Origin of the sequence: Lachnospira multipara ATCC 19207 (assembly GCF_000424105.1) — a bacterium.
Taxonomy (GTDB): Bacteria; Bacillota; Clostridia; order Lachnospirales; family Lachnospiraceae; genus Lachnospira; species Lachnospira multipara.
Map to the genome: position 1 here is coordinate 1 of NZ_AUJG01000005.1, position 21,013 is coordinate 21,013.

16 protein-coding genes and 1 rRNA gene are annotated in these 21,013 nt (G+C 35.2%); 3 read left to right on the forward strand and 14 right to left on the reverse strand.

All coding sequences use genetic code 11. The annotated features are described in order from the left end of the window. A 16S ribosomal RNA gene (locus tag G600_RS0105940) occupies window positions 1-300 on the reverse strand; the annotation flags it as partial. Window positions 301-937: 637 nt separating this feature from the next. Here G600_RS0105940 and G600_RS0105945 point away from each other — a divergent pair. Then, window positions 938-1,396, forward strand: a complete 459-nt coding sequence (locus G600_RS0105945; protein ID WP_027431126.1) for a ferritin-like domain-containing protein — start codon at window positions 938-940, stop codon at window positions 1,394-1,396. Window positions 1,397-1,511: 115 nt separating this feature from the next. Here G600_RS0105945 and G600_RS0105950 read toward each other — a convergent pair whose 3' ends face one another. The 8 genes from G600_RS0105950 to G600_RS0105985 all read right to left on the reverse strand — a co-directional run bounded on the left by G600_RS0105950 (window position 1,512) and on the right by G600_RS0105985 (window position 11,773). Beyond that, a complete protein-coding gene (locus G600_RS0105950) occupies window positions 1,512-2,147 on the reverse strand; it encodes a methyl-accepting chemotaxis protein (protein ID WP_027431127.1) in 636 nt (211 codons plus the stop codon). A gap of 28 nt (window positions 2,148-2,175) precedes the next feature. Continuing rightward, a complete protein-coding gene (gene radA, locus G600_RS0105955) occupies window positions 2,176-3,549 on the reverse strand; it encodes a DNA repair protein RadA (RefSeq protein ID WP_027431128.1) in 1,374 nt (457 codons plus the stop codon). Between the two features lie 126 nt (window positions 3,550-3,675). Continuing rightward, a complete protein-coding gene (locus G600_RS0105960) occupies window positions 3,676-4,089 on the reverse strand; it encodes a hypothetical protein (protein WP_027431129.1) in 414 nt (137 codons plus the stop codon). A 95-nt stretch (window positions 4,090-4,184) separates the two neighbouring features. Beyond that, a complete protein-coding gene (locus tag G600_RS0105965; RefSeq protein ID WP_027431130.1) occupies window positions 4,185-6,650 on the reverse strand; it encodes an ATP-dependent Clp protease ATP-binding subunit in 2,466 nt (821 codons plus the stop codon). A 144-nt stretch (window positions 6,651-6,794) separates the two neighbouring features. Continuing rightward, a complete protein-coding gene (locus tag G600_RS0105970; protein ID WP_034245759.1) occupies window positions 6,795-8,354 on the reverse strand; it encodes a putative polysaccharide biosynthesis protein in 1,560 nt (519 codons plus the stop codon). A gap of 153 nt (window positions 8,355-8,507) precedes the next feature. After that, a complete protein-coding gene (locus tag G600_RS0105975) occupies window positions 8,508-9,635 on the reverse strand; it encodes a hypothetical protein (protein WP_027431132.1) in 1,128 nt (375 codons plus the stop codon). A 57-nt stretch (window positions 9,636-9,692) separates the two neighbouring features. Then, the gene (locus tag G600_RS13895; protein WP_074521872.1) at window positions 9,693-10,676 is read right to left on the reverse strand and encodes a phosphodiester glycosidase family protein; all 984 of its coding nucleotides are present in this window, start codon (window positions 10,674-10,676) and stop codon (window positions 9,693-9,695) included. A 20-nt stretch (window positions 10,677-10,696) separates the two neighbouring features. After that, the gene (locus tag G600_RS0105985) at window positions 10,697-11,773 is read right to left on the reverse strand and encodes a bifunctional glycosyltransferase family 2/GtrA family protein (protein ID WP_027431133.1); all 1,077 of its coding nucleotides are present in this window, start codon (window positions 11,771-11,773) and stop codon (window positions 10,697-10,699) included. 227 nt (window positions 11,774-12,000) lie between these two features. Here G600_RS0105985 and G600_RS13900 point away from each other — a divergent pair, with 227 nt between their 5' ends. Next, a complete protein-coding gene (locus G600_RS13900) occupies window positions 12,001-12,861 on the forward strand; it encodes a prephenate dehydrogenase (RefSeq protein ID WP_051195391.1) in 861 nt (286 codons plus the stop codon). Between the two features lie 98 nt (window positions 12,862-12,959). On the opposite strand, the gene G600_RS0105995 is transcribed toward G600_RS13900, so the two are convergent. Genes G600_RS0105995 through G600_RS0106015 form a run of 5 tightly spaced genes read right to left on the reverse strand, consistent with a single transcriptional unit; the run spans window position 12,960 to window position 19,525 of the window. Beyond that, window positions 12,960-14,570, reverse strand: coding sequence for a nucleoside kinase (locus G600_RS0105995; protein WP_027431134.1), 1,611 nt, complete (start codon window positions 14,568-14,570; stop codon window positions 12,960-12,962). A 44-nt stretch (window positions 14,571-14,614) separates the two neighbouring features. Further along, window positions 14,615-15,331, reverse strand: coding sequence for a class I SAM-dependent methyltransferase (locus G600_RS13905; protein WP_051195392.1), 717 nt, complete (start codon window positions 15,329-15,331; stop codon window positions 14,615-14,617). A gap of 30 nt (window positions 15,332-15,361) precedes the next feature. Next, window positions 15,362-16,696, reverse strand: coding sequence for an RNA polymerase sigma factor RpoD (rpoD, locus tag G600_RS0106005; protein WP_081669425.1), 1,335 nt, complete (start codon window positions 16,694-16,696; stop codon window positions 15,362-15,364). Window positions 16,697-16,720: 24 nt separating this feature from the next. Further along, window positions 16,721-18,481: a DNA primase gene (dnaG, locus tag G600_RS0106010; protein ID WP_027431136.1), complete on the reverse strand. Its 1,761-nt coding sequence runs from the start codon at window positions 18,479-18,481 to the stop codon at window positions 16,721-16,723. A gap of 36 nt (window positions 18,482-18,517) precedes the next feature. Further along, complete coding sequence (locus G600_RS0106015) at window positions 18,518-19,525, reverse strand: deoxyguanosinetriphosphate triphosphohydrolase (protein WP_027431137.1); 1,008 nt, start codon at window positions 19,523-19,525, stop codon at window positions 18,518-18,520. Between the two features lie 202 nt (window positions 19,526-19,727). On the opposite strand from G600_RS0106015, the gene G600_RS0106020 reads away from it, so the two are divergent. Further along, the gene (locus G600_RS0106020; protein WP_027431138.1) at window positions 19,728-21,002 is read left to right on the forward strand and encodes an HlyC/CorC family transporter; all 1,275 of its coding nucleotides are present in this window, start codon (window positions 19,728-19,730) and stop codon (window positions 21,000-21,002) included. Window positions 21,003-21,013: the final 11 nt, after the last annotated feature.

Consider the following 21,013-nt stretch of genomic DNA (forward strand, 5'->3'; position numbering starts at 1 on the left):
TGATCGTTGCCTTGGTGGGCCGTTACCTCACCAACTAGCTAATCAGACGCGGGTCCATCTTATACCACCGGAGTTTTTCACACTGCATCATGCGATGCCGTGCGCTTATGCGGTATTATCAGCCGTTTCCAGCTGCTATCCCCCTGTATAAGGCAGGTTACCCACGCGTTACTCACCCGTCCGCCACTCAGTCAACAAATCGTCATCCCGAAGGAATCGTGATAAGTTGCTTCGTTCGACTTGCATGTGTTAAGCACGCCGCCAGCGTTCATCCTGAGCCAGGATCAAACTCTCATAAAAAGTTTTACCTTAGCTTAGTTCTGAACGAACTAGCTTAATAATTTCGTTTCCGTTTAACATTACTGTTATTAAGGATAATCATTTCAAAACAAAATTTGTTTTACGATTGATTACTCGCTTGAATATTTCAAAGAATTTTCAAGGTTGTCATTCTGTTCAGTTGTCAAGGTTCTTATCTCCAAAGCCTTGTGTTTACTAGCTTTGTTGATGTTTTGTTGTCGTTGCTGTATCGCAGCGACTTGTATATATTATCATTTAGAATTCTTTTTGTCAACAGTAAATACGCATTTTTTCTGTATTTTTTTAATGTTTATTCTATACTTACTCATAGTATTCTTTGTATTCTTGTAGATCTTTATACATAAATCGTAAACTTTCGTAATTATTATAGCAAAATTAATAAGTTATATTTTCAAATATAGGCTTAAATGCTCACTTTAACACGCTATAAATTGTGTGCAATTAATTATGTATTTTTTCTAAACTTATTATCTAACTCTAACAAATATATAAAAATTATGCTCATAATATAGATATAGGTAATTTTTTATATTATAATATAGATACATTTTTCGAAAAACTAAATAAATATAAAACAATACTAGTTAATAATTATTTGACACTTAGGAGGTAAATTATGGCAAATAAGGAACAAACAATTAAGTATTTACAGGCAATCGTAACAGGTTTATCACAGCAGGCTCTAGGACATGATATTCAGTCTAAGATTTTTAATAGCAAGGGCTTTAAAAAATTAGCTGAAAAGTACGCTGAGCACGCTGTAGAAGAAAGAGGATATGTAGATCAGTGTATTGATAGAATCCTTGACTTAGGCGGCGAAGTTAAGAATGAAGCTAAGCCAGAAGCTAAGGTTTGCACTAATCCTATTGACTGGATTAAGTATGACTTACAGGTATCAATTGATGGCCTTAAGTTCTTAGAGGAAGTATTAGAGGCAACTAAGGGTGACTATACTACATATGATATTTTAAAGGATTATTATAAAGACGAAGAAGAAGATATGTACTGGGCTGAGCAGCAGTTAGAATTAATTGAATGCATCGGCACTCAGAACTGGATTATTAACCAGATCTAATCATATAAAAACCATATATGACAGCATTTTATACTAAATGCAAAAATAGAGAAGGCAACTAAGCCTTCTCTATTTTTATAAGTATGATCATTTAAATTGTAACAAGCATATTTAACTACATTAACGCATTCTTTGCCTTATCAGTGATTTCTCTCTGGTAGGCGATTTCATTTTCAATATTTCTTGCTTCATTATTAGCAACATATGCTGCGTCTACTACTTTATTTAAGACTTGACCAATCTGGTCTGCCTTATCTTTTTGTACAGTTGAATTATCATATATGGTTGTCATTGATGTTACTGTTTCAGAAACAGATAACTGTACCTGTGCAATGGTATCAGTAATTTCCTTTGAAGATTTAGCTGATTGTGCTGCAAGATCACGTACTTGTCCAGCTACAACTGCAAAGCCTTTACCTTGTTCACCTGCTCTTGCAGCCTCAATTGAGGCATTTAGTGAAAGGATATTTGTCTTTTTAGAAATTGATCCAATTACTGCAGCAAATTCTTCGATTTTCTTTGAAAGTTCCTCTAGCTCTTTAATCTTTGCTGAAGATTCCTCTACTACTGCATTTAAAGTTTCGATAAGTTTTAAAATTTCTTCTACACTTGCAATACTTTCTTTCACAAGATTCAAAGATGTATCAGAAGAATTAATAACATCAAAGGCATGTTTTTCAAGTCGCTCCTGGGAATCATCTAAGCCTGTTAGTATCTCTGATAAACTACTTACAAGTAATTCATTATCCATGTGAGCCCTCCATATATTTTATTATTAGCTACAATAACTTAATAGCTTCGTTCACGTTTCGTACTCCTATTAAATTTATTCTATCACTATTTTTAATATTTTTCAAGCATACTTGTGGAAGAATCACATTTTCAAAGCCAAGCTTAATTGCCTCATTGATTCTTTGCTGAACCTGAGACACGGCGCGAACTTCACCAGATAGTCCAACCTCACCAAATATCACGGTTTTAGAGTCTACCACCTTATTCTTAAAGGAACTTACCAAAGCTAGTACAAGACCTAGGTCAAGGGCCGGCTCGTTTACCTTAATGCCACCAGCGATATTTACATAGGCATCACTAGCTGCAAGGTGAATTCCTGCTCGCTTTTCAAGCACTGCCATAAGAAGATTAACTCTGTTGTAGTCCATACCTGCGGCAGTTCTTCTTGCCATTCCAAAATTAGAATCACAAACTAGGGCCTGAATTTCCACCATAAGCGGGCGAGTTCCCTCAACCAAACATACAACAACAGATCCTGAAGAATCCTTAGGTCTGCCATCTAGCATATATTCCGAAGGGTCAGCTACTTCTACTAGGCCTTTTTCCTGCATTTCAAAGACGCCGATTTCGTTTGTGGAACCAAATCTATTCTTTACTCCTCGTAAAATTCTATAGGATGCAAATCTATCGCCTTCAAAGTAAAGCACTGTATCCACCATGTGTTCAAGCATTCTAGGACCAGCAACTACGCCTTCCTTTGTAACATGACCAACAATAAAGATTGTAATATTTAGGCCCTTAGCAATTTGTAAAAATGTAGCTGTGGACTCTCTTACCTGTGAAACGCTACCAGGTGCTGCCGAAACGTCTTCTTTAAACATAGTCTGAATGGAATCTATGACTACGATTTTGGGCTTAACCTCGTTTAGTACATTTTCAATAATCTCAAGATTAGTTTCGCAAAGAAGAGATAACTTCTCGTTTACTGTGCCAATTCTATCTGCTCTAAGTTTAATCTGCTTTAGAGACTCTTCGCCTGAGATATATAAAACATCTTCGCCCTTGTTTGCCAGCTTAAAACACATTTGCAAAAGAAGGGTAGACTTACCGATACCAGGATCACCACCTACAAGGCATAAAGAACCCTGTACGATTCCGCCACCAAGAACTCTATCTAGTTCCTTTATATCAGTTTTTATTCTATCTTTTTCTTCTAGGGAAATATCATTTAAATTGACAGGCTTTGCCTCTTGATTTGATAGACTAAGCGTCTTTGTTACGCCTTTAGTCTTAGTTTTTGTTGCAATTGGTTCCTCGACAAGTGTGTTCCAGGATTTGCAGGAAGGACACTGTCCGTACCATTTAGAAAATTCATTACCGCATTCCTTGCAGAAAAATGCAGTGGTTTTTGCTTTTGCCATCTTACCTCCATTTTTTAAAGGCAGTCTTAAAGCTAGATGGACTAGCTAATTAAAACTGCCTTAAATTACATTATTTAATTATACCTATTCAATTAATGAAAATTGAATCTCAAATATTAAATTGAATTAAGCCTTAGCAATCTCTACTAACACAGGAGCTTCATCTACAAACTCCACTGATAAAACGAGCTTTCCGCCCATATTAGTCTTCATGCATCCTGCGTCTTTGCCATTTACTTTAATATCGTAGGAAGAACCTTCTTCAAGTTCAAGTGTAATCTGTGCATTCTCTGCTCCTTCTACCTTAAACTCAACACCACCTTCTGTAACCTTAAAATTGTTAACAGCAGTTCCTGGTACTGACTCAAACACAAATGAGCCATTACGTTCTAACTTAGTTATCTCATTAAATGTCTTAACCTTATAAGTATCGCCTAAATGCTCAAAATCTGATAGTTTAGATTTAGTATCTAACTTATAGTTACCAAAACTTAGAGAACCATCACTCTCTGAACGAAGTAATTCATTAACAACTGACATTTAATTGTCCTCCTATATTTCTTTATATGATAATTATACAATAATCAATAGCTTAATTCTATATAATTATATTTAATATTAAGCAAAAATATCGATTATTTATTCTTTCCCCTCTTTAAGCTAAAGTTAAGCTTATCTTCTTTAACTGTAACCTTAACTTTATTGCCATAAGAAATCTTTCCTTCAAGTATTCTTTCTGCTAATTCATCTTCAATTTCATTTTGAATTGTACGACGAAGTGGACGTGCACCATATTTCTGGTCGTAGCCCTTATTAGCAAGCCACTTTCTAGCTTCATCATCTAATTCAATAGATAATTTCATCTGTTCCATAATTCGCTTGTTAAGACTATTAATTAAAATGTCAACAATCTCACCAATCTGTTCCTTTTGTAACATATGGAATACGATAATGTCATCTATTCTGTTTAAGAATTCAGGTCTGAATAGACGCTTAACTTCGTCCATTACCTTGCCCTTCATTCTATCGTGGTCTTCTTCCTTAGTTGTGCCAGAATTAAAGCCTAAGTTCTTAGGTTCAACAATATTCTCAGCACCAGCATTACTTGTCATGATAATGATTGTATTCTTAAAATCTACCATACGTCCGGTAGAATCTGTAATATGTCCATCATCTAAAACCTGTAATAAGACGTTAAATACATCTGGATGAGCCTTTTCAATTTCATCAAAAAGAATTACTGAATAAGGATTTCTTCTAACCTTCTCACTTAACTGACCGCCTTCATCGTATCCTACGTATCCTGGAGGTGAGCCAATAAGCTTAGAGACTGTATGCTTTTCCATGTATTCAGACATATCAACTCTAATTAAAGAATTCTCTGTTCCAAACATTGTCTCTGCAAGGGCCTTTGAAAGCTCTGTCTTACCAACACCAGTTGGACCAAGGAAAAGGAAGGAACCAATTGGTCTGTTAGGATCTTTAAGTCCTACTCTACCTCTTCTAATAGCCTTAGATATTGCCTTAACAGCTTCATCCTGACCTATTACTCTATTGTGAAGTGTTTCCTCAAGTTTCATAAGCTTTTCAGATTCAGCTTCTGCAATCTTAGATACAGGAATCTTTGTCTGACTTGCTACTACCTGAGCAATTTCTTCCTCATCAACTACTAACTCGTTGGCCTTTAAATCTTCTTGCCACTGCTTAGTTAATTTTTCTAGCTTATCTTTCTTTCTCTTTTGAGACTTCTTTATCTGGCTAGCTTCTTCATAAGCTTCGCTCTTAATAGCCTCTTCCTTCTTAATAGATAATTCTTTAATTTCAGTTTCAAGCTTCTTAATATCCTTTGGCATTACATAGGCATCAAGTCTTGTCTTTGAACTAGCCTCATCTATTAAATCAATAGCCTTATCTGGTAAGAATCTATCATTTAAGTATCTGCTTGATAACTTAACAGCTGCTGTAACTGCTGCATCTGTAATTGTTACCTTGTGATGCTCTTCATACTTAGGTCTTAAACCTTCTAGAATCTTACAAGCCTCTTCTTCAGATGGTTCCTCGACCTTTACAGGCTGGAATCTTCTCTCTAGGGCTGCATCTTTTTCAATGTGCTTTCTATACTCTTCAAGAGTTGTAGCACCAATTAGCTGAATTTCTCCACGGGCAAGGGATGGTTTTAAAATGTTAGAAGCATCGATAGCTCCCTCTGCACCACCTGCGCCAATAATTGTATGAAGCTCATCAAGGAATAAAAGTACATTACCATCAGCCTTAACCTCAGCAATTACTCTCTTAATTCTTTCTTCAAATTCACCTCTATACTTAGAACCAGCTACCATTCCTGATAAATCAAGAGTTAAAAGTCGCTTATCCTTAATTGTCTCAGGTACATTACCTTCAACAATTCTAGCCGCTAAGCCTTCAACGATAGCTGTCTTACCAACACCTGGCTCACCTATTAAACAAGGATTATTCTTAGTTCTTCTTGAAAGAATCTGAATAACTCTTTGAATTTCATCATTACGTCCAATTACTGGATCTAGCTTTCCATCCTGGGCAAGTCTTGTTAAATCTCTTGAGTACTGATCAAGAGTTGCTGTCTGGCTCTTCTTATTAGAAGCCTTTGATCTCTGACCTGGTAACTCATCCTTGTATCTATTAACATCAATTCCCATAGATGAAAGTGTTTCTGCATAAATCTTCTTAATAGAAGCTCCAATTGTATTAATAAGTCTAGCTGCAACACAATCTGACTCTTTTAAAAGAGCTATTAAAATGTGCTCAGTTCCTATTAAATCTGCTCTAAATTTACTTGCTTCTTTGCTAGCATTTTCTAAAATTCTTCTAACTCTAGGTGTATGCCCTGCAGGCTCTTTAACATTTACTATACTGTCAGGAGCGATCAATTGATTAACTAAGTTAATGATTTTTTCTTCTGTAACATCATTATTAGCTAATACAGATGAGGCAACACCACCCTCAGCCTTTAAAAGACCAATAAGAAGGTGTTCTGAACCAACATAGCCATGACCTAAAATTGCTGCCATTTCTGAAGCATATTGTAATGTTTCTTTAGCTTTTTCAGTATATCTGCTCTGCATATTCGTTCCTTTCCCTAATATTTATTTGTCGTATATTTTTAAACAAATAAATTGTCTATTTTATGTTTAAAACAACTAAAGTTATTATATCACGTCAAGGACTAAATCCCAACATAGAATAAATTAAATAATCATTAAATCAGATTATAAATTGCTATGCTTTGTTAATAAATAATAAGGTCCAAAGTAAGTAATTGCAGCCACCACTAATGCAAAGAACATTGAAACAATGTTAGACTCTGTAAGAATAAGTAAGCCATTATAAACTACTGCTATACAAACTCCCATAATAATTGCACTAATTAGTGGTTTTAGAACTATTTTCTTAATTGAAAATCTATAATTTATCTCCTGATATAAAGTCTTTAGGTTAAAGATAAATACTACTAATGGGAATAGAGTACTTCCTATTACAAGTCCGTAAATTCCAAGAGATGTGAATCTAAGCATGAAATAAACTAGCACTATGTGAATTACAAGTGAAATAGCTGAGTGATAAACTGGCATTTTCATCTTATCAATTGCCTGAAGTGCTGAACTTGTTACTGTTGATAGAGTAAAGAAAACTACAGATACAGCACCAATCTTTAACATTGTTGCACCTTCTGCACTATTGTAAGAAGAGAATAAAATCTTAATAATTCCCTGACCTAATACTGCTAAACCAATAAATGAAGGGATTGCAATAAATAGATTAGTCTTAATTGTCTTAGTTAACTTTGTTCTAACTCCATCTATATCTTTTTCTGTGAAAGATGTAACCATTGCAGGTAGCATAGAAGCTGACATAGCTGAAGCTACACCCTGTGGAATTCCGATAAGTAAAATAAAGCATGAACTATAAGTTCCTAAATCTATAGTTACGCTATCAATTACTGTACTTGATAAATTACTAAATAAAATGTCATCAAAAACGGAACTTATCTGATAGAAAGTCTGGCCTAAAATAATTGGAATCATTGTTGTAATAATAATTTTATACATATTTGAAGCCGGTACTCTATCAGCTTTTGTATCCTTTCTTAGCAGTTTCTTAAACTGTGGTTTATAAACAAAATAAAGGAAAATCATAAAAATAAGCGCTGAAAGGGCACCTAAGGCTGTACCTAGAGTTGAACCTGCTGCACCATAAGCAGATTGATTAGCAGACTCTTTAAAAGACTGCATAAGAATATAGCCTGCGCCAATACTTACGATTGCATTAACAATCTGCTCAATAATCTGTGAAACTGCTGTTGGAATCATTGTTCCCTGACCCTGGAAGAAACCTCTAATTACGCCAAGCACTGCTACAAGGAAAATTGTTGGTGCTAAAATTCTTAGAGGAATTGCAAGACCTGGTGTGTTTCCGGAATAGATTACATTTTCAATAAAATCTGCTCCAAAGAATACTAAGGCAGCTGCAATGCCACCTGTTACAATTCCAATTGTGAGGGAATATTTAAATATTCTTTTGGCATTCTTATACTTACCTTCTGCAAATCTTTGAGAAACTAACTTAGATACTGCCATTGGCAATCCATAAGAGGATAAAACTAGCATAATATTATAGACATTAAAGGCAATGCCATAAATGCCATTACCTTCGCTGCCTATAATATTAACTACTGGAATTCTATAAAGCATTCCGATTATTCTAACTATAATACCTGCCATGGCTAAAATTCCGCCATGGATCAAAAAATTATTTTTCTTTTTTTCCATAACTCGTATATTACTTCCTTAATTTTCTTATCTAAACACATCTGAAACTATCCCAATTTCAGACGCCTGCCCTATAGAATAACACATTTAAGGTAATTAATTAATACGTTTCACAAAATTTTAATATAATAAAGCTTAGCTTTGACAAATGTATTATAAAACGGAAAGATCTGCTACCTTCCAGCTTCCATTAACATTTACAAATGTATATCTGTAGTTAGTGTCGTAGCTCTTCTCTCCGTCTCCCCAATTAACATATAAAACGCAGGAAACATCAATAGAATAGCAATCGCTAGAATATACTCTAAAGTTACTTGTAGCCATATCTCTAAATTCATAGCTAAACTTTTTACCAACCAAGAAGGCCCAAACTGCAGGGATATTTGCAACATAAGTCTTTGCCTTTCCTAGCATGTGACTTGAAAGTGTCTCAAGGCTGCCGCGGTTGATGATATATTTTCCATAGCACTCTAAAACTTCCATAGCATTAGCAGAAGCTGTTTCATACATAGAATCTACTGAAGGATAAAGGGCTGTTAAGTTGTTGTCATTAGCCTCGTATTTAAGCTCGTAGCCTTCATAATTTACTGTAAGTTCTGGCATTAAGTTAAGGCCTGTAACTGTATAAACTTCCTCTGTAGGAGTTGTCACATATTTTGACACATTAAGGCATGGTTCAAACTCGACTCCTGTAGAAGTTTTGTAAGAATCAGACACTTCAATACCATTAAGGTAAACTGTACTATTAGTTGGAACTGTGATGTTTAATTCATCTGAGCCTGCAACTGCTGCAAATGTTACATCCTCTAATTTCCAATCTCTAAAAAAGCCTGATTTCTTGCTTTCCTTTTTTAGGCTAATTGTGCATAGATCCTCATCTCCTGCAGATACTGTATATACAGGATTTGAGGCACTATATTCTCCTAGTTTCTTTGAATAGCTAAGTTCATTTTCACCAATCTTTTCCTTAAGCTTTGTGGAAATGTAGGCGCTATCTTCAAATTCATTATATTCAATATTGGCATCCTCTATAATGGATTCTAGCTTTGAAGTCTTCATATCTGCTAGAATTTTGTCCATCTTATTAGCTGGAATGCTGCTTTCATAGTCCTTTAAAAAGAAGAATAAAAGGATAAGCAAAAATACGCCAATTGCTCCAAGGACTATTGAATAAATAGCTAAAAACTTCTTAAAGCTAATTCCCTTAGTTTTCTTCTTTCTAACGATTTTCTTTTTTTTAACCACTGTTTTTTCTTTCTTATTATCTAAAACGTTATCCATAGATTACTCCTCATTAAATGTCTGTTTTGTACAAAATGTCTTATTTGTTCAAATGTCCTATTTAATCAAAAATGCTGTTGGACAAGTTCTTGGTCCTGTTGGTGAATATGGGTTATTAATAACTTCACCGTTATAGTACATCTGAGTTGAAGTTCCTCCATCCATAACAGAAGCATTGACTGCGCCATACTCTGCCATAATATCCTGAAGGTCTGCAAAGGATGCACCCATACCTGTAATTTGTCTTCCATCGCAAACAAGAAGTAATATTTTTCCATCTGCTGTTTGACCAATGGCAGTTCTAGGATTAAGTCCGCCACCAGTTCCTGAAACATCCTGCATCTCGCCATTTACAATTAAGAAAGGTCCAATAAGATTAGAAACACTTACGCAGTCTCTAATTCCTAGTTCCTTAGCTCTTGCCATAGTCATATTTCCAATAACTAACTTGTTGTCATTAGAAATTCCAGTTACATGATATGTTTCATCTTCATTGCCATTTAAGACCTCGCCATTTACCATAACAAGGCCTACTGGCATAGCTGTATAAGTTGTAACGCCATCTACAAATTCGCCACCGTTGATTCCTGCAACTGCGCCATATCTTTCGGCCATGCTTGCAACTACTTCGCCTTCACCCTCATGAAAGCTCTCAACAGTTCCTACAAATAATCTGCTTGGATCATCAATAATCATAAGCTTACCCTTAAAAGAGCTACCCTTAATATCGATAACTTCGATATTGTCTGAACTTGTTGCTGTATCAGTAGATACAAGACTTGTGTTAGTAACCTCAGTTGTGTCTTTAATACTATTTTCAGCTTCAATTCTATTAATCTCCTCATTGGATACAAAAAGATTTGCTAAAAAGCCAATAGCTGAAGTTTCTCTAACAGATAAGACAAACTGTGTCTTAGCTGTCTTTGATGGGCCAAAGACTAACATAGCCATTACCCCATATAAAAAACAAACAAAAATTGCAATAGTAACCAAAAGAGTAATTAATACTCTAGATACATTTTTTAAAACCTTTTTAGTCATTTAAACACTCCCCTTAAATCCTATTTAAATACCCATTTCTTTTGTATATTGTAACTTGCAAAAAAGAGACATAAGTCAACAATAATTTTGCAAAGGGCTGTTAATTGTAAATTTAGACCTAGTAGCCATGTAAATAAATCTACTAGTAGGAAGGAACAAAGCATTATTCCTATCCATAAAATGTAATATTTTATAAAAGTGGTCTTCATAGACCTTTGACTTTTGAAAACCAACTTTGCATTCATCAAATAATTGTAAAAAGAAGACATAATTCTTGCTATTACTGTAGCAAGTAAAATTCTTATATCCCTTGAAACTGCTGCCACAAATATGAATGAAAAAATGTTAAATAACAAATTATCAATCATCCATGAACTTATAGAACACAGGGTATATTTAAAAGCAGTTGTTGTAAAAAAATAGGCAAATATTACCTTATAAATCTTAATGGAATCCTTAATTGGATTAAAATGTGACGACTCATTATCATCTATGTAGACGGTTTGAATCCCCACCTCCATAAAAGGAATATTGCGGCTTTTAAGTGCAAGCAACATATTAGTTTCATACTCATATCTCTCGCCCTTTACCTCTAGCATATCCTTAATAAATTCCCTCGGAATTGCACGAAGGCCAGTTTGAGTATCTGTAATATTAAGCTTACAAAAAGTCTTAAAAATACCACTTGTTAAATTGTTTCCGAACTTACTTCTTGCTGGAATATCATCTCTTGAAAAATCTCTAACACCAAGTATTAGGGACTTGTTAGATATCATGGCTTCACAACATTTTAAAACATCTTCTGCTTTATGCTGGTTGTCTCCATCAACTGTTACCACGCCATCGTACTCTGGTCTTTCTTTAAGGAAATATTCAAAAGCCGTCTTTAAGGCTCTTCCCTTTCCTTTATTCACTTCATGTACTAAGACACTGACACCGTCATACTTGGCAGCCTCGTTAAAAGCCATCTTATGACTATCATCGCTTCCATCATCTACCAAAATAATGTCATTAAAGCCTTTTTCCTTAAGGCTTTTAACAACTTCTAATAGTTTCTCATCTGGATTAAGCGATGGAACTATTACTGAAATCTTCACTTTTTACACCTCTTACCTATCTATCTCTATCCCAAATTTAAAAGTATGCACTTATATAAATACACTTTAAAATGATATAATAATTTATAACCATTTGCAATACAAGTTAGTATATTTCACATATTTTCAAAAGGTTTTTAGCCAATATACTGTTTACAATTAATGCTTTAAAGTGTTAAAATGTTGTAGTAAAAACGGGATTAACCCAAAATGGAGAATGAGATTTAATGGAAGATGTAAAAGTTGGTTTTATAGGCTTTGGTTTAATTGCAGGCTCAATTGCCCATGCTTTAAAAGAAACAAAAAAGCCTTATACAATAATTGCTACAAGTAGAAGAATTGACCCTATTTTAAAGGCTAAGGAAGATGGCGTTGTAGATACTGCCTGTGAGTGCATTGATGATAATTTTAAGGACTGCGATATCATCATACTTTGTACTCCTGTAGTTACAATTACAAGCTATCTATGTAAATTAAAGTCCATAATTAAGCCGGGCTGCATTATTACTGATGTAGGTAGCGTTAAGACTATAATTCACAAGGAAGTATCAAAGCTAGGTCTTGATAATTGTTTTATTGGTGGACACCCTATGGCAGGTTCCGAAAAGACAGGCTATGAGAATTCCTCATCTGCGATTCTAAATAATGCAAAATATATAATTACACCTACTCCACTAACAACTATGGAGCAGCTAAATTTTTTCCAGGATTTTGTAAGAGATACTACTGCAAAGCCTCTTATTATGGATTATGAAACTCATGATAGAACCGTAGCTGGCATTAGTCACCTACCTCATTTAATTTCAACTGCCCTTGTTAAGGTGGTTTCTGAAAATGATGACCCTGAGGGGCATATGCATTGCCTAGCCGCTGGAAGTTTTAGGGATATGTCAAGAGTTGCCGCATCTTCTCCTGAAATGTGGGAGCAGATTTGCATTAGTAACTCCGATGCTATTTCAGGTTTACTTGGCCAATACATTGATATCTTAAATGAGATAAAGACTAATCTTGATAATAAGACACCAGGATATGTGGCATCACTTTTTGAAGATTCTAGACATTATAAGCTAGATAAAAAGGTAGATTAATTTTAGAATTTAATTAATGTAAAAATAAGACAAAATAAGAGAGTAACTAGAAGATTTTTAGATTTTCTAATTACTCTCTTTTAAGGCTTATACAAAAACTAAACTCTAAAACAACCGCCACCAACAAATTCTCTTAAGATGGAATTAATTGGCACCAGGTCAGCGTTACATGGAAGGAAGTATTCTAAGAACTTAAGCATTCTCTTTGCTTCCTGGTATTCTGGGTCATCTTCTGTAATAGAGAAAAGTAGTGGCTCTGCAATAGATTTTAATACGCAAAGCTCATAAGGCATTGCTGAATTAAACATTACATCGGCTTCCTCCTGGAATGGGAAAATATTCTTCTCCTCACCACGTCTAACAGACTCCCACATAGATAGAGTTCTCTTGGCATTAGCTCCTCTAGTTCTATAATCTCTAACCATACGTCTAACTAAACGTCCATCTGTTGTGGAAACTCTGTTGTGTTCATCAACATTTAGCTGAGTAAGAGCACTTATGTAAATCTTAAACTTACTTTCCAAAGGAAGTGTATAAGATAACTTATCATTAAGGCAGTGAATACCCTCAATTACAAGGATATCATCCTTTCCAAGCTTTAACATTTCTCCATTGTATTCCTTTTTACCAGTCTTAAAGTTAAATCTTGGTCTTTCAATTTCCTCGCCATTAAGAAGCTTAGTCATGTGGTCGTTAAAGAGCTTAATGTCAATGGCTTCAAGACATTCAAAGTCATATTCGCCATTTTCATCCACAGGTGTCTCTTCTCTTTCAACAAAGTAATCGTCCACGCCAATAGCATGCGGCTTATAGCCATTTGCCATTAACTGGATGGATAATCTGTGTGAAAATGTAGTCTTACCGGAAGAACTTGGACCAGCGATCATAACAAACTTAACATCAGGTCTTTTCTTAATCATATTGACAATTTCTACAATTTTTTGCTCCTGAAGTGCTTCCTGCACTAACATAAGGGAAGAAATATCACCATCTCTTATATGATCATTAAGGGCACCTACTGTATCAAGATCTAGCATATGAGCCCACTTTGTAGATTCATCTAATACATTGGCAAGCTTAATCTGAGGTAGGAATTCAGGCACTTTAGTTGGCTCTTCCTTAGTTGGAAGCTGTAAAACAAAGCCATGAGCAAATCTATAGATATCAAAATACTTTAGGATACCTGTAGAATGAGCCATATAGCCATAGAAATAATCAATATAGCCATCAAGTTCATATGTATTAATTACAGAACTTCTACGATAGTTAAATAGACGAACCTTATCAAGCATGCCGCGTTCCTTAAAGAGTTTAATAGCATTAGTAGTGCTTAGTGTGTCCTTATTAATTACAAGATCAGCTTCTACTAGCCTATTCATCTCCTTTTTTAAGTCGTTAATAAACTTCTCTGTGATTTCTAAATTCTTATTAGTATCGCAGAAAAATCCCTTAGATACTGAATATTCAACCTTTACGCCACCAAACTTATTGTCCTTATCGATATTGTGAAATGCAGCAAGCATAAGCATTAAAACACTTCTTTTGTAGGTATCAATTCCGATGGATGAATTAGTTGTTATATATTCAATTTTCTCGTCAGTAATTTCTTTATCGTAAATTTCCTTTAACTTACCATTAACCTTCACTAGGATAATAGTGTCTTTTAATTCCTTTTGTTTCTCGTTTACAAGTTCTACCAATGTACTCATAAATAAAACACCTCCACGTTAGTCGTATTTTGAAGCTGAAGTCCTTATTTACTAATCATTTTAAGGGCACTCTCCCTATACTCTTGCTCTTTCTTTAAGTAATCAAGTTTTGGCTTAACACTTAAATTACCCTTTCTTTCTTCATCTTCAAGTTGTCCGCACAATATACCATTATTATACAACTCCTTAGTTAAAAAGTCTTGTAAAACTTTAGTATCTCCAAGATGAAAGTCCTTACCAAAGCGAAGTTCTAAATCGCTTAGATTCATTTTCTCTCCTCTTTTAAGAGTTGCATTAATAATAAAGTAAAATCTTGGGGCCTCAAAAATAACCTTTTCCTTTGTGATTACAAATCCGTTGTCATCTAGATATTTTCTAAATGTATCTATATCTGATTGTGGACTAAATACAAATTTATTGCCGTCCATTAATTTATCATTACCTGCTATAAGAATATCTCTCATTAGCATTCCGCCCATACCTGTTATGGTTATAGTATCTGCTTCACCTCTAGATAAGGCCTCTAGGCCATTAGAAATTCTTGTAGTGATCTTATCAGATAAATTAAAGCTGGCGATGTGCTCGCCAGCTCTTCTAACAGGTTCTTTTCTAAGATCCATAGCAATAGCTCTACTAGCTCTATTAGTTAAAACTAGATAAATTGGTAAAAATCCGTGGTCGCAACCAATGTCTGCTACTGTATTACATTTTTCCACTGCTTCTGCTACATTTCTTAATCTTTCAGAAATATTAACCTTCATAAAACTCCAATAAAAATTTATAACTTAAAATTAGTCAAGGTAATCCTTTAACTTTCTACTTCTACTTGGATGTCTAAGCTTTCTTAAAGCCTTAGCTTCAATCTGTCTAATACGCTCTCTTGTTACGTTGAATTCCTTACCAACTTCTTCAAGAGTTCTAGCTCTACCATCATCCATACCGAAACGAAGTCTTAATACCTTCTGCTCTCTTTCTGTTAATGTTCCAAGTACTTCTACAAGCTGTTCCTTAAGAAGTGTTGAAGCTGCTGCCTCAGATGGAACTGGAACATTATCATCCTGAATGAAGTCACCTAAGTGGCTATCTTCCTCTTCACCGATAGGTGTTTCAAGAGAAACTGGCTCCTGACTAATCTTCTGGATTTCACGAACTCTCTCAACTGGTAAGTCCATAACCTCAGCGATTTCTTCTGGGCTTGGTTCTCTACCAAGTTCCTGAAGTAACTGTCTTTGAACTCTTACAAGCTTGTTGATTGTTTCAACCATATGAACAGGAATTCTGATTGTTCTAGCCTGATCAGCAATAGCTCTTGTTATAGCCTGTCTAATCCACCATGTAGCATAAGTTGAGAACTTATACCCCTTAGTATAATCAAATTTTTCAACCGCCTTAATAAGACCTAAGTTACCTTCCTGAATTAAGTCAAGGAACTGCATTCCACGCCCAACATATCTCTTAGCAATAGAAACCACAAGACGAAGGTTAGCTTCTGCAAGTCTTTTCTTAGCTTCCTCATCTCCTTCTTCCATTCTCTTAGCATATTCAATTTCTTCATCAGCAGATAAAAGTGATACCTTACCGATTTCCTTAAGATACATTCTTACAGGATCATCAAGTCCAATACCATCTGGTACAGAAAGGTCGATCTTCTCGATATCAATATCATCTTCATCTTCAAGCATGATATCGTCATCATCATCTTCATCTTCGTTCATCTTAACGTCGATGTTCTTCTTTTCAAGGTATTCAAATACCTTTTCCATTCCTTCAGCTTCAAGCTCGATATCCTGGAAATGAGCGATAATATCCTGATAGTCTAAGACATTCTTTCTCTTCTTTGCAAGTGCAACGATCTCATCAAGCTTTTCAATAAACTTAGCCTGCTGCTCTTCAGCTGAAAGCTTCTTAGCTGGCTCTTCCTTAGTCTCTTCAGCCTTCTTAGACTTCTTTGTAGTCTTCTTATCTGTAGTGTCCTCTTCCTTTGCAGCCTTCTTAGTTGTTGTCTTAGCTGTAGTCTTCTTTGTAGTTGTCTTCTTTGCTGGCTTTTCGCCTTCTTCTGCCTTAGCCTTCTTCTTTGTTGTCTTTACTTCTTCTTCTAAAATTTCTTCCTTTTTCTTAGTTGCCATGGTATTAAATACCCCTTTCGCTTATTATAATTTAATATTAATCTTATTTAAATTCATCTGTTCCTGCATAATTTCCTGCATTCGCTTAGCATCAGTTGTTGTATTAAATTCATTATCTAGGCTGTTTTTCTTAACCTTTTTGACAATGTCATTAATAGCTCTTTCCCTTTCCTGCTTACTTAAATTTTCATCTAAGTCAGAGGAGAATAGGGAAGCCACATCTGCTGCCTCAGTTTCATCTGTGTAATCCCCAACAATTAGTGCTGGATTTGGATTACCATTTTCTATTTGAACATAAAGTTTACTAGCCACTGAGTTAAGTAATGGGTCAATGAAATCGCTTGGCTTAATTACATCTGAAATCTTATTAATAATATTCACATCATTAATAAGCCATGTAAGAAGTAATTTCTCTGCCTGTCTAATTCCTGACTCCTGCTTCTTCTTTTTTGGCTTAGGGCTTTCGTAGTCATTCTTTATAGCCTGTCCATTAACTAGGCCCTTTTTGTTGCCAAGATTTGCTACCATCTGCATCATTCCATCTAGTGGTATTACAAATGTATTGCAAACCGCTTTTATGTAATTGTCCCTTTCAAGCTTCTCTCCAAAGCGTAGAAACATTTCCGCAAGTTCTTTCTCAAAAGCAGTTTCATCTGCTGGGTCTGACCTGTTATGTCTCTTTTCTACAACTCCAACCTCAAAGATGAAGCTGTTGATGGCCTTGTCGATTCGCTCCTGAAAGGCTTCGGCACCTAATGCCTTTATAAATTCATCTGGGTCCTTATAAGGCTTCATGTTAATAACCTTAGTATTAAGGCCCACTTCCGTTAAAAGCGGAATAGCTCTTAGAGCCGCCTTAGTACCTGCCTCATCAGAATCGTAGGTAATTAGCACTGTGTCTGTATATCTTTTAAGTAGTCTTGCATGTCCTGGTGTAAGGGCAGTTCCTAGGGATGCTACTGCCTGATTAAAGCCTGCCTGATGTAGTGAAATAACATCCATATAACCCTCACAGATAATCATATTACCTTTTCTAGCACTTCTAGCCACATTAAGGCCATACAAATTACGGCTTTTATCAAATAGCTTAGTTTCCGGGGAATTTAGGTATTTAGGTTTAGCATCACCCATAACTCTGCCACCAAAGCCAATTACTTTATTATTCACATCCATGATTGGGAAAATAACTCGATTCCAAAACTTTTCGTGAACTTTACTATCGTAAGTAAATAAACCAGATTCCTTTAAAATATCGTCTGTGTAGCCTTTAGCTTTTAATTCCTTATAAAGACCACCAGAAGATATAGGAGCAAAGCCTAATCCGTAACTTGTAATAGTCTTATCAGATAATTGACGCTTATTGGCAAGGTAATCCATGCCTGTAGTGCCCTTCTCTGATTTCAAGCAATGATAATAATATGTTGCTGCAAATTTATTAATTTCTAATAACTTAGTTTTTATATCCTTATCCATTTGATCTTCTCTTGAAAATTTCTGCTCAGGCAAGGCAACGCCTGCTCTTTGAGCTAACATCTCAAGAGCCTCAATAAAGGTATAATTCTCATATTCCATAACAAAAGTTATGGCATTTCCACCTTTGCCACAGCCAAAACAGTGAAATAGCTGCTTTGGACCTGACACGCTAAAAGAAGGGGATTTTTCATTATGGAAAGGACAAAGCCCCATATATGAGCTACCACTTCTTTTTAACTTAACATAATTAGAGACTAGATCAACGATATCGGTCTTACTAAGCACTTCCTCTATAACTTCACGTGAGTACATTTATCTAGTCGACCTTTCATTATACTAATTATAAGGTTACTTCTTCCAAGCCTTTGGAACAAATATCTCTTGGAATTTCATAATGGAATATTGATCCGACATTCCTGCGATATAGTCGCAAACCACCTGTTCTTTAGCTTGATTATATTCTGTTATAAACATCTTATAGTTATCTGGTAACTTATCTATATTCGCAATGTAATATCGATATAATTCGGTGATTAACTTGTCTGCCTTCTCTTCCTCTGATTTAGCCGCAGGATTAAGATACAAATGAGTAAACATATGCTCTCTTAACTCCTTCATAGCCCCACCTATTCTGTCAGACATATATATATCATCCCTATTGTTACTGTTAATAACGATGTCATTAATTAAGGTATTAAGACGTTCCTTAGTTGAAGTTCCAAGTAAATCTGTATATTCCTTAGGTATATCATCTTCAGTAATAATTCCAGCTCTTATACCATCGTCTATATCGTGATTGATATAGGCAATCTTATCTGAAAGACGAACTACTTTACCTTCAAGGGTGGAGGGATTGCCTGCTGTTCTGTGATTAAGTATTCCATCTCTTACCTCCCAGGTAAGATTAAGGCCCTTTCCGTCCTTTTCAAGAAATTCCACCACTCTTACGCTTTGTCTGTAATGAGCAAAACCTAATGGACAAATAGAATTTAGTACTCTTTCGCCGGCATGTCCAAAAGGAGTATGACCAAGATCATGTCCTAGAGCGATTGCCTCTGTTAAATCTTCATTAAGCCTAAGGGCGCGTGCAATGGTTCTAGCGATCTGTGCCACCTCGAGGGTATGGGTAAGTCTAGTTCTGTAGTGATCTCCCTCCGGGGCTAAAAAGACCTGTGTCTTGTGCTTAAGTCGCCTAAAAGCCTTACAATGGATAATCCTGTCTCTGTCCCTTTGGTAGATAGTCCTTATATCGCAAGGCTCTTCAGCCTTGTCTCTGCCTCTTGATCCATCTGAAAAGGAAGCATAAGGACTTAAAATTTCATGTTCAGTTAGTTCTTGTCTTTCACGAATATTCATAGTTAGCACCTTCACCTTCTAAAAAAGATTAGATAACATCTTAAATTAATATTGCAAAAAAACCTTACAGTTATATTATTCAACGCAATTTATTTATTTCCTTTTTTATTTTTGAAAATTTTTTCGAAATCGGTGGAAACCTTGACTAGCACTGACATATCAAGTACAATTAATTAAAAATATTTTTTAGGAGGATTTGATCTTGGATTCTCACAGTACGATCCAGCTAATTGTAATTATTATCTTACTTATTTTATCTGCTTTCTTTTCATCGGCAGAAACCGCATTTATAACGGTAAGTAAAATCAAATTAAGACAACTAGTGGATGAGAATAACAAACGAGCAATTCTAGTAAGTAAAATTCTAGACAATCAAAGCAAGATGCTTAGTGCAATTTTAGTAGGTAATAATATTGTTAATATTTCCTGCTCTGCCCTAGTAACAACATTTACGATTAGAATGTGGGGTAATTATGCCACAGGTATTGCTACTGGTGTTCTAACAATTTTTGTATTAATCTTTGGCGAGATTACACCTAAGAATGCAGCAACCAAGTATTGTATGCAGTTAGCTTTAATTTATGCGCCAGTTATTAATGCATTGATTCACATTTTCACACCAATTATTATAATCATTGATTCGATTTCTAAGGTCTTTTTAAGATTACTTGGCGTCAATGAAAATGATAAAGACACAACTATTACAGAAGATGAATTACGAACTATCGTTAAGGTAAGCCACGAAGAGGGCGTTATTGAATCTGACGAGCGTAAAATTATAAATAATCTTTTCGATTTTGGTGATACTAATGCAAAGGACGTTATGATTCCAAGAATCGACATGGTTTTAGTTAATATTGAGGCCAGCTATGACGAGGTTTTAGCCCTCTTTAGAGAGACTCAATATACTAGACTTCCAGTTTACAAGGTAGACACTGATAATATCGTAGGTATTTTAAACATAAAGGATTTAGTCCTTACTCCTATGGATGGAGATTTTAGTATTGAAAATATAATGCGAAGCGTTCATTTTACATTTGAACAGAAGAATACTTCCGAATTATTTAGAGAGATGCAGCTTAATTCCACAAGTATTGCAATTGTCCTTGATGAATACGGCTCAACTGCTGGTATGATTACAACAGAGGACTTACTTGAGGAAATCGTTGGTGAAATTAGAGATGAATATGATACCGAGGAAAGGGAAGGCATCCATAAGATACGCAATAAGACTTATAGAGTAGAGGCTTCCTTTAAGCTTGATGATTTAAATGATTATCTTGGGCTTAACCTTGAATCTGAGGATAATGATTCCATTGGCGGACTTATTCTTGAAAAGCTTGATAGAATTCCTGTTGCAGGAGATAAGCTAACTATTGGAAATGTATGGTTATTTATTGAAAAAGCTTCAACTAAGAGAGCAGAATCAATAATACTTAAGATATTAGATACAGATAAGGCTTCTCAAACTAAATAAGAAACCAAACA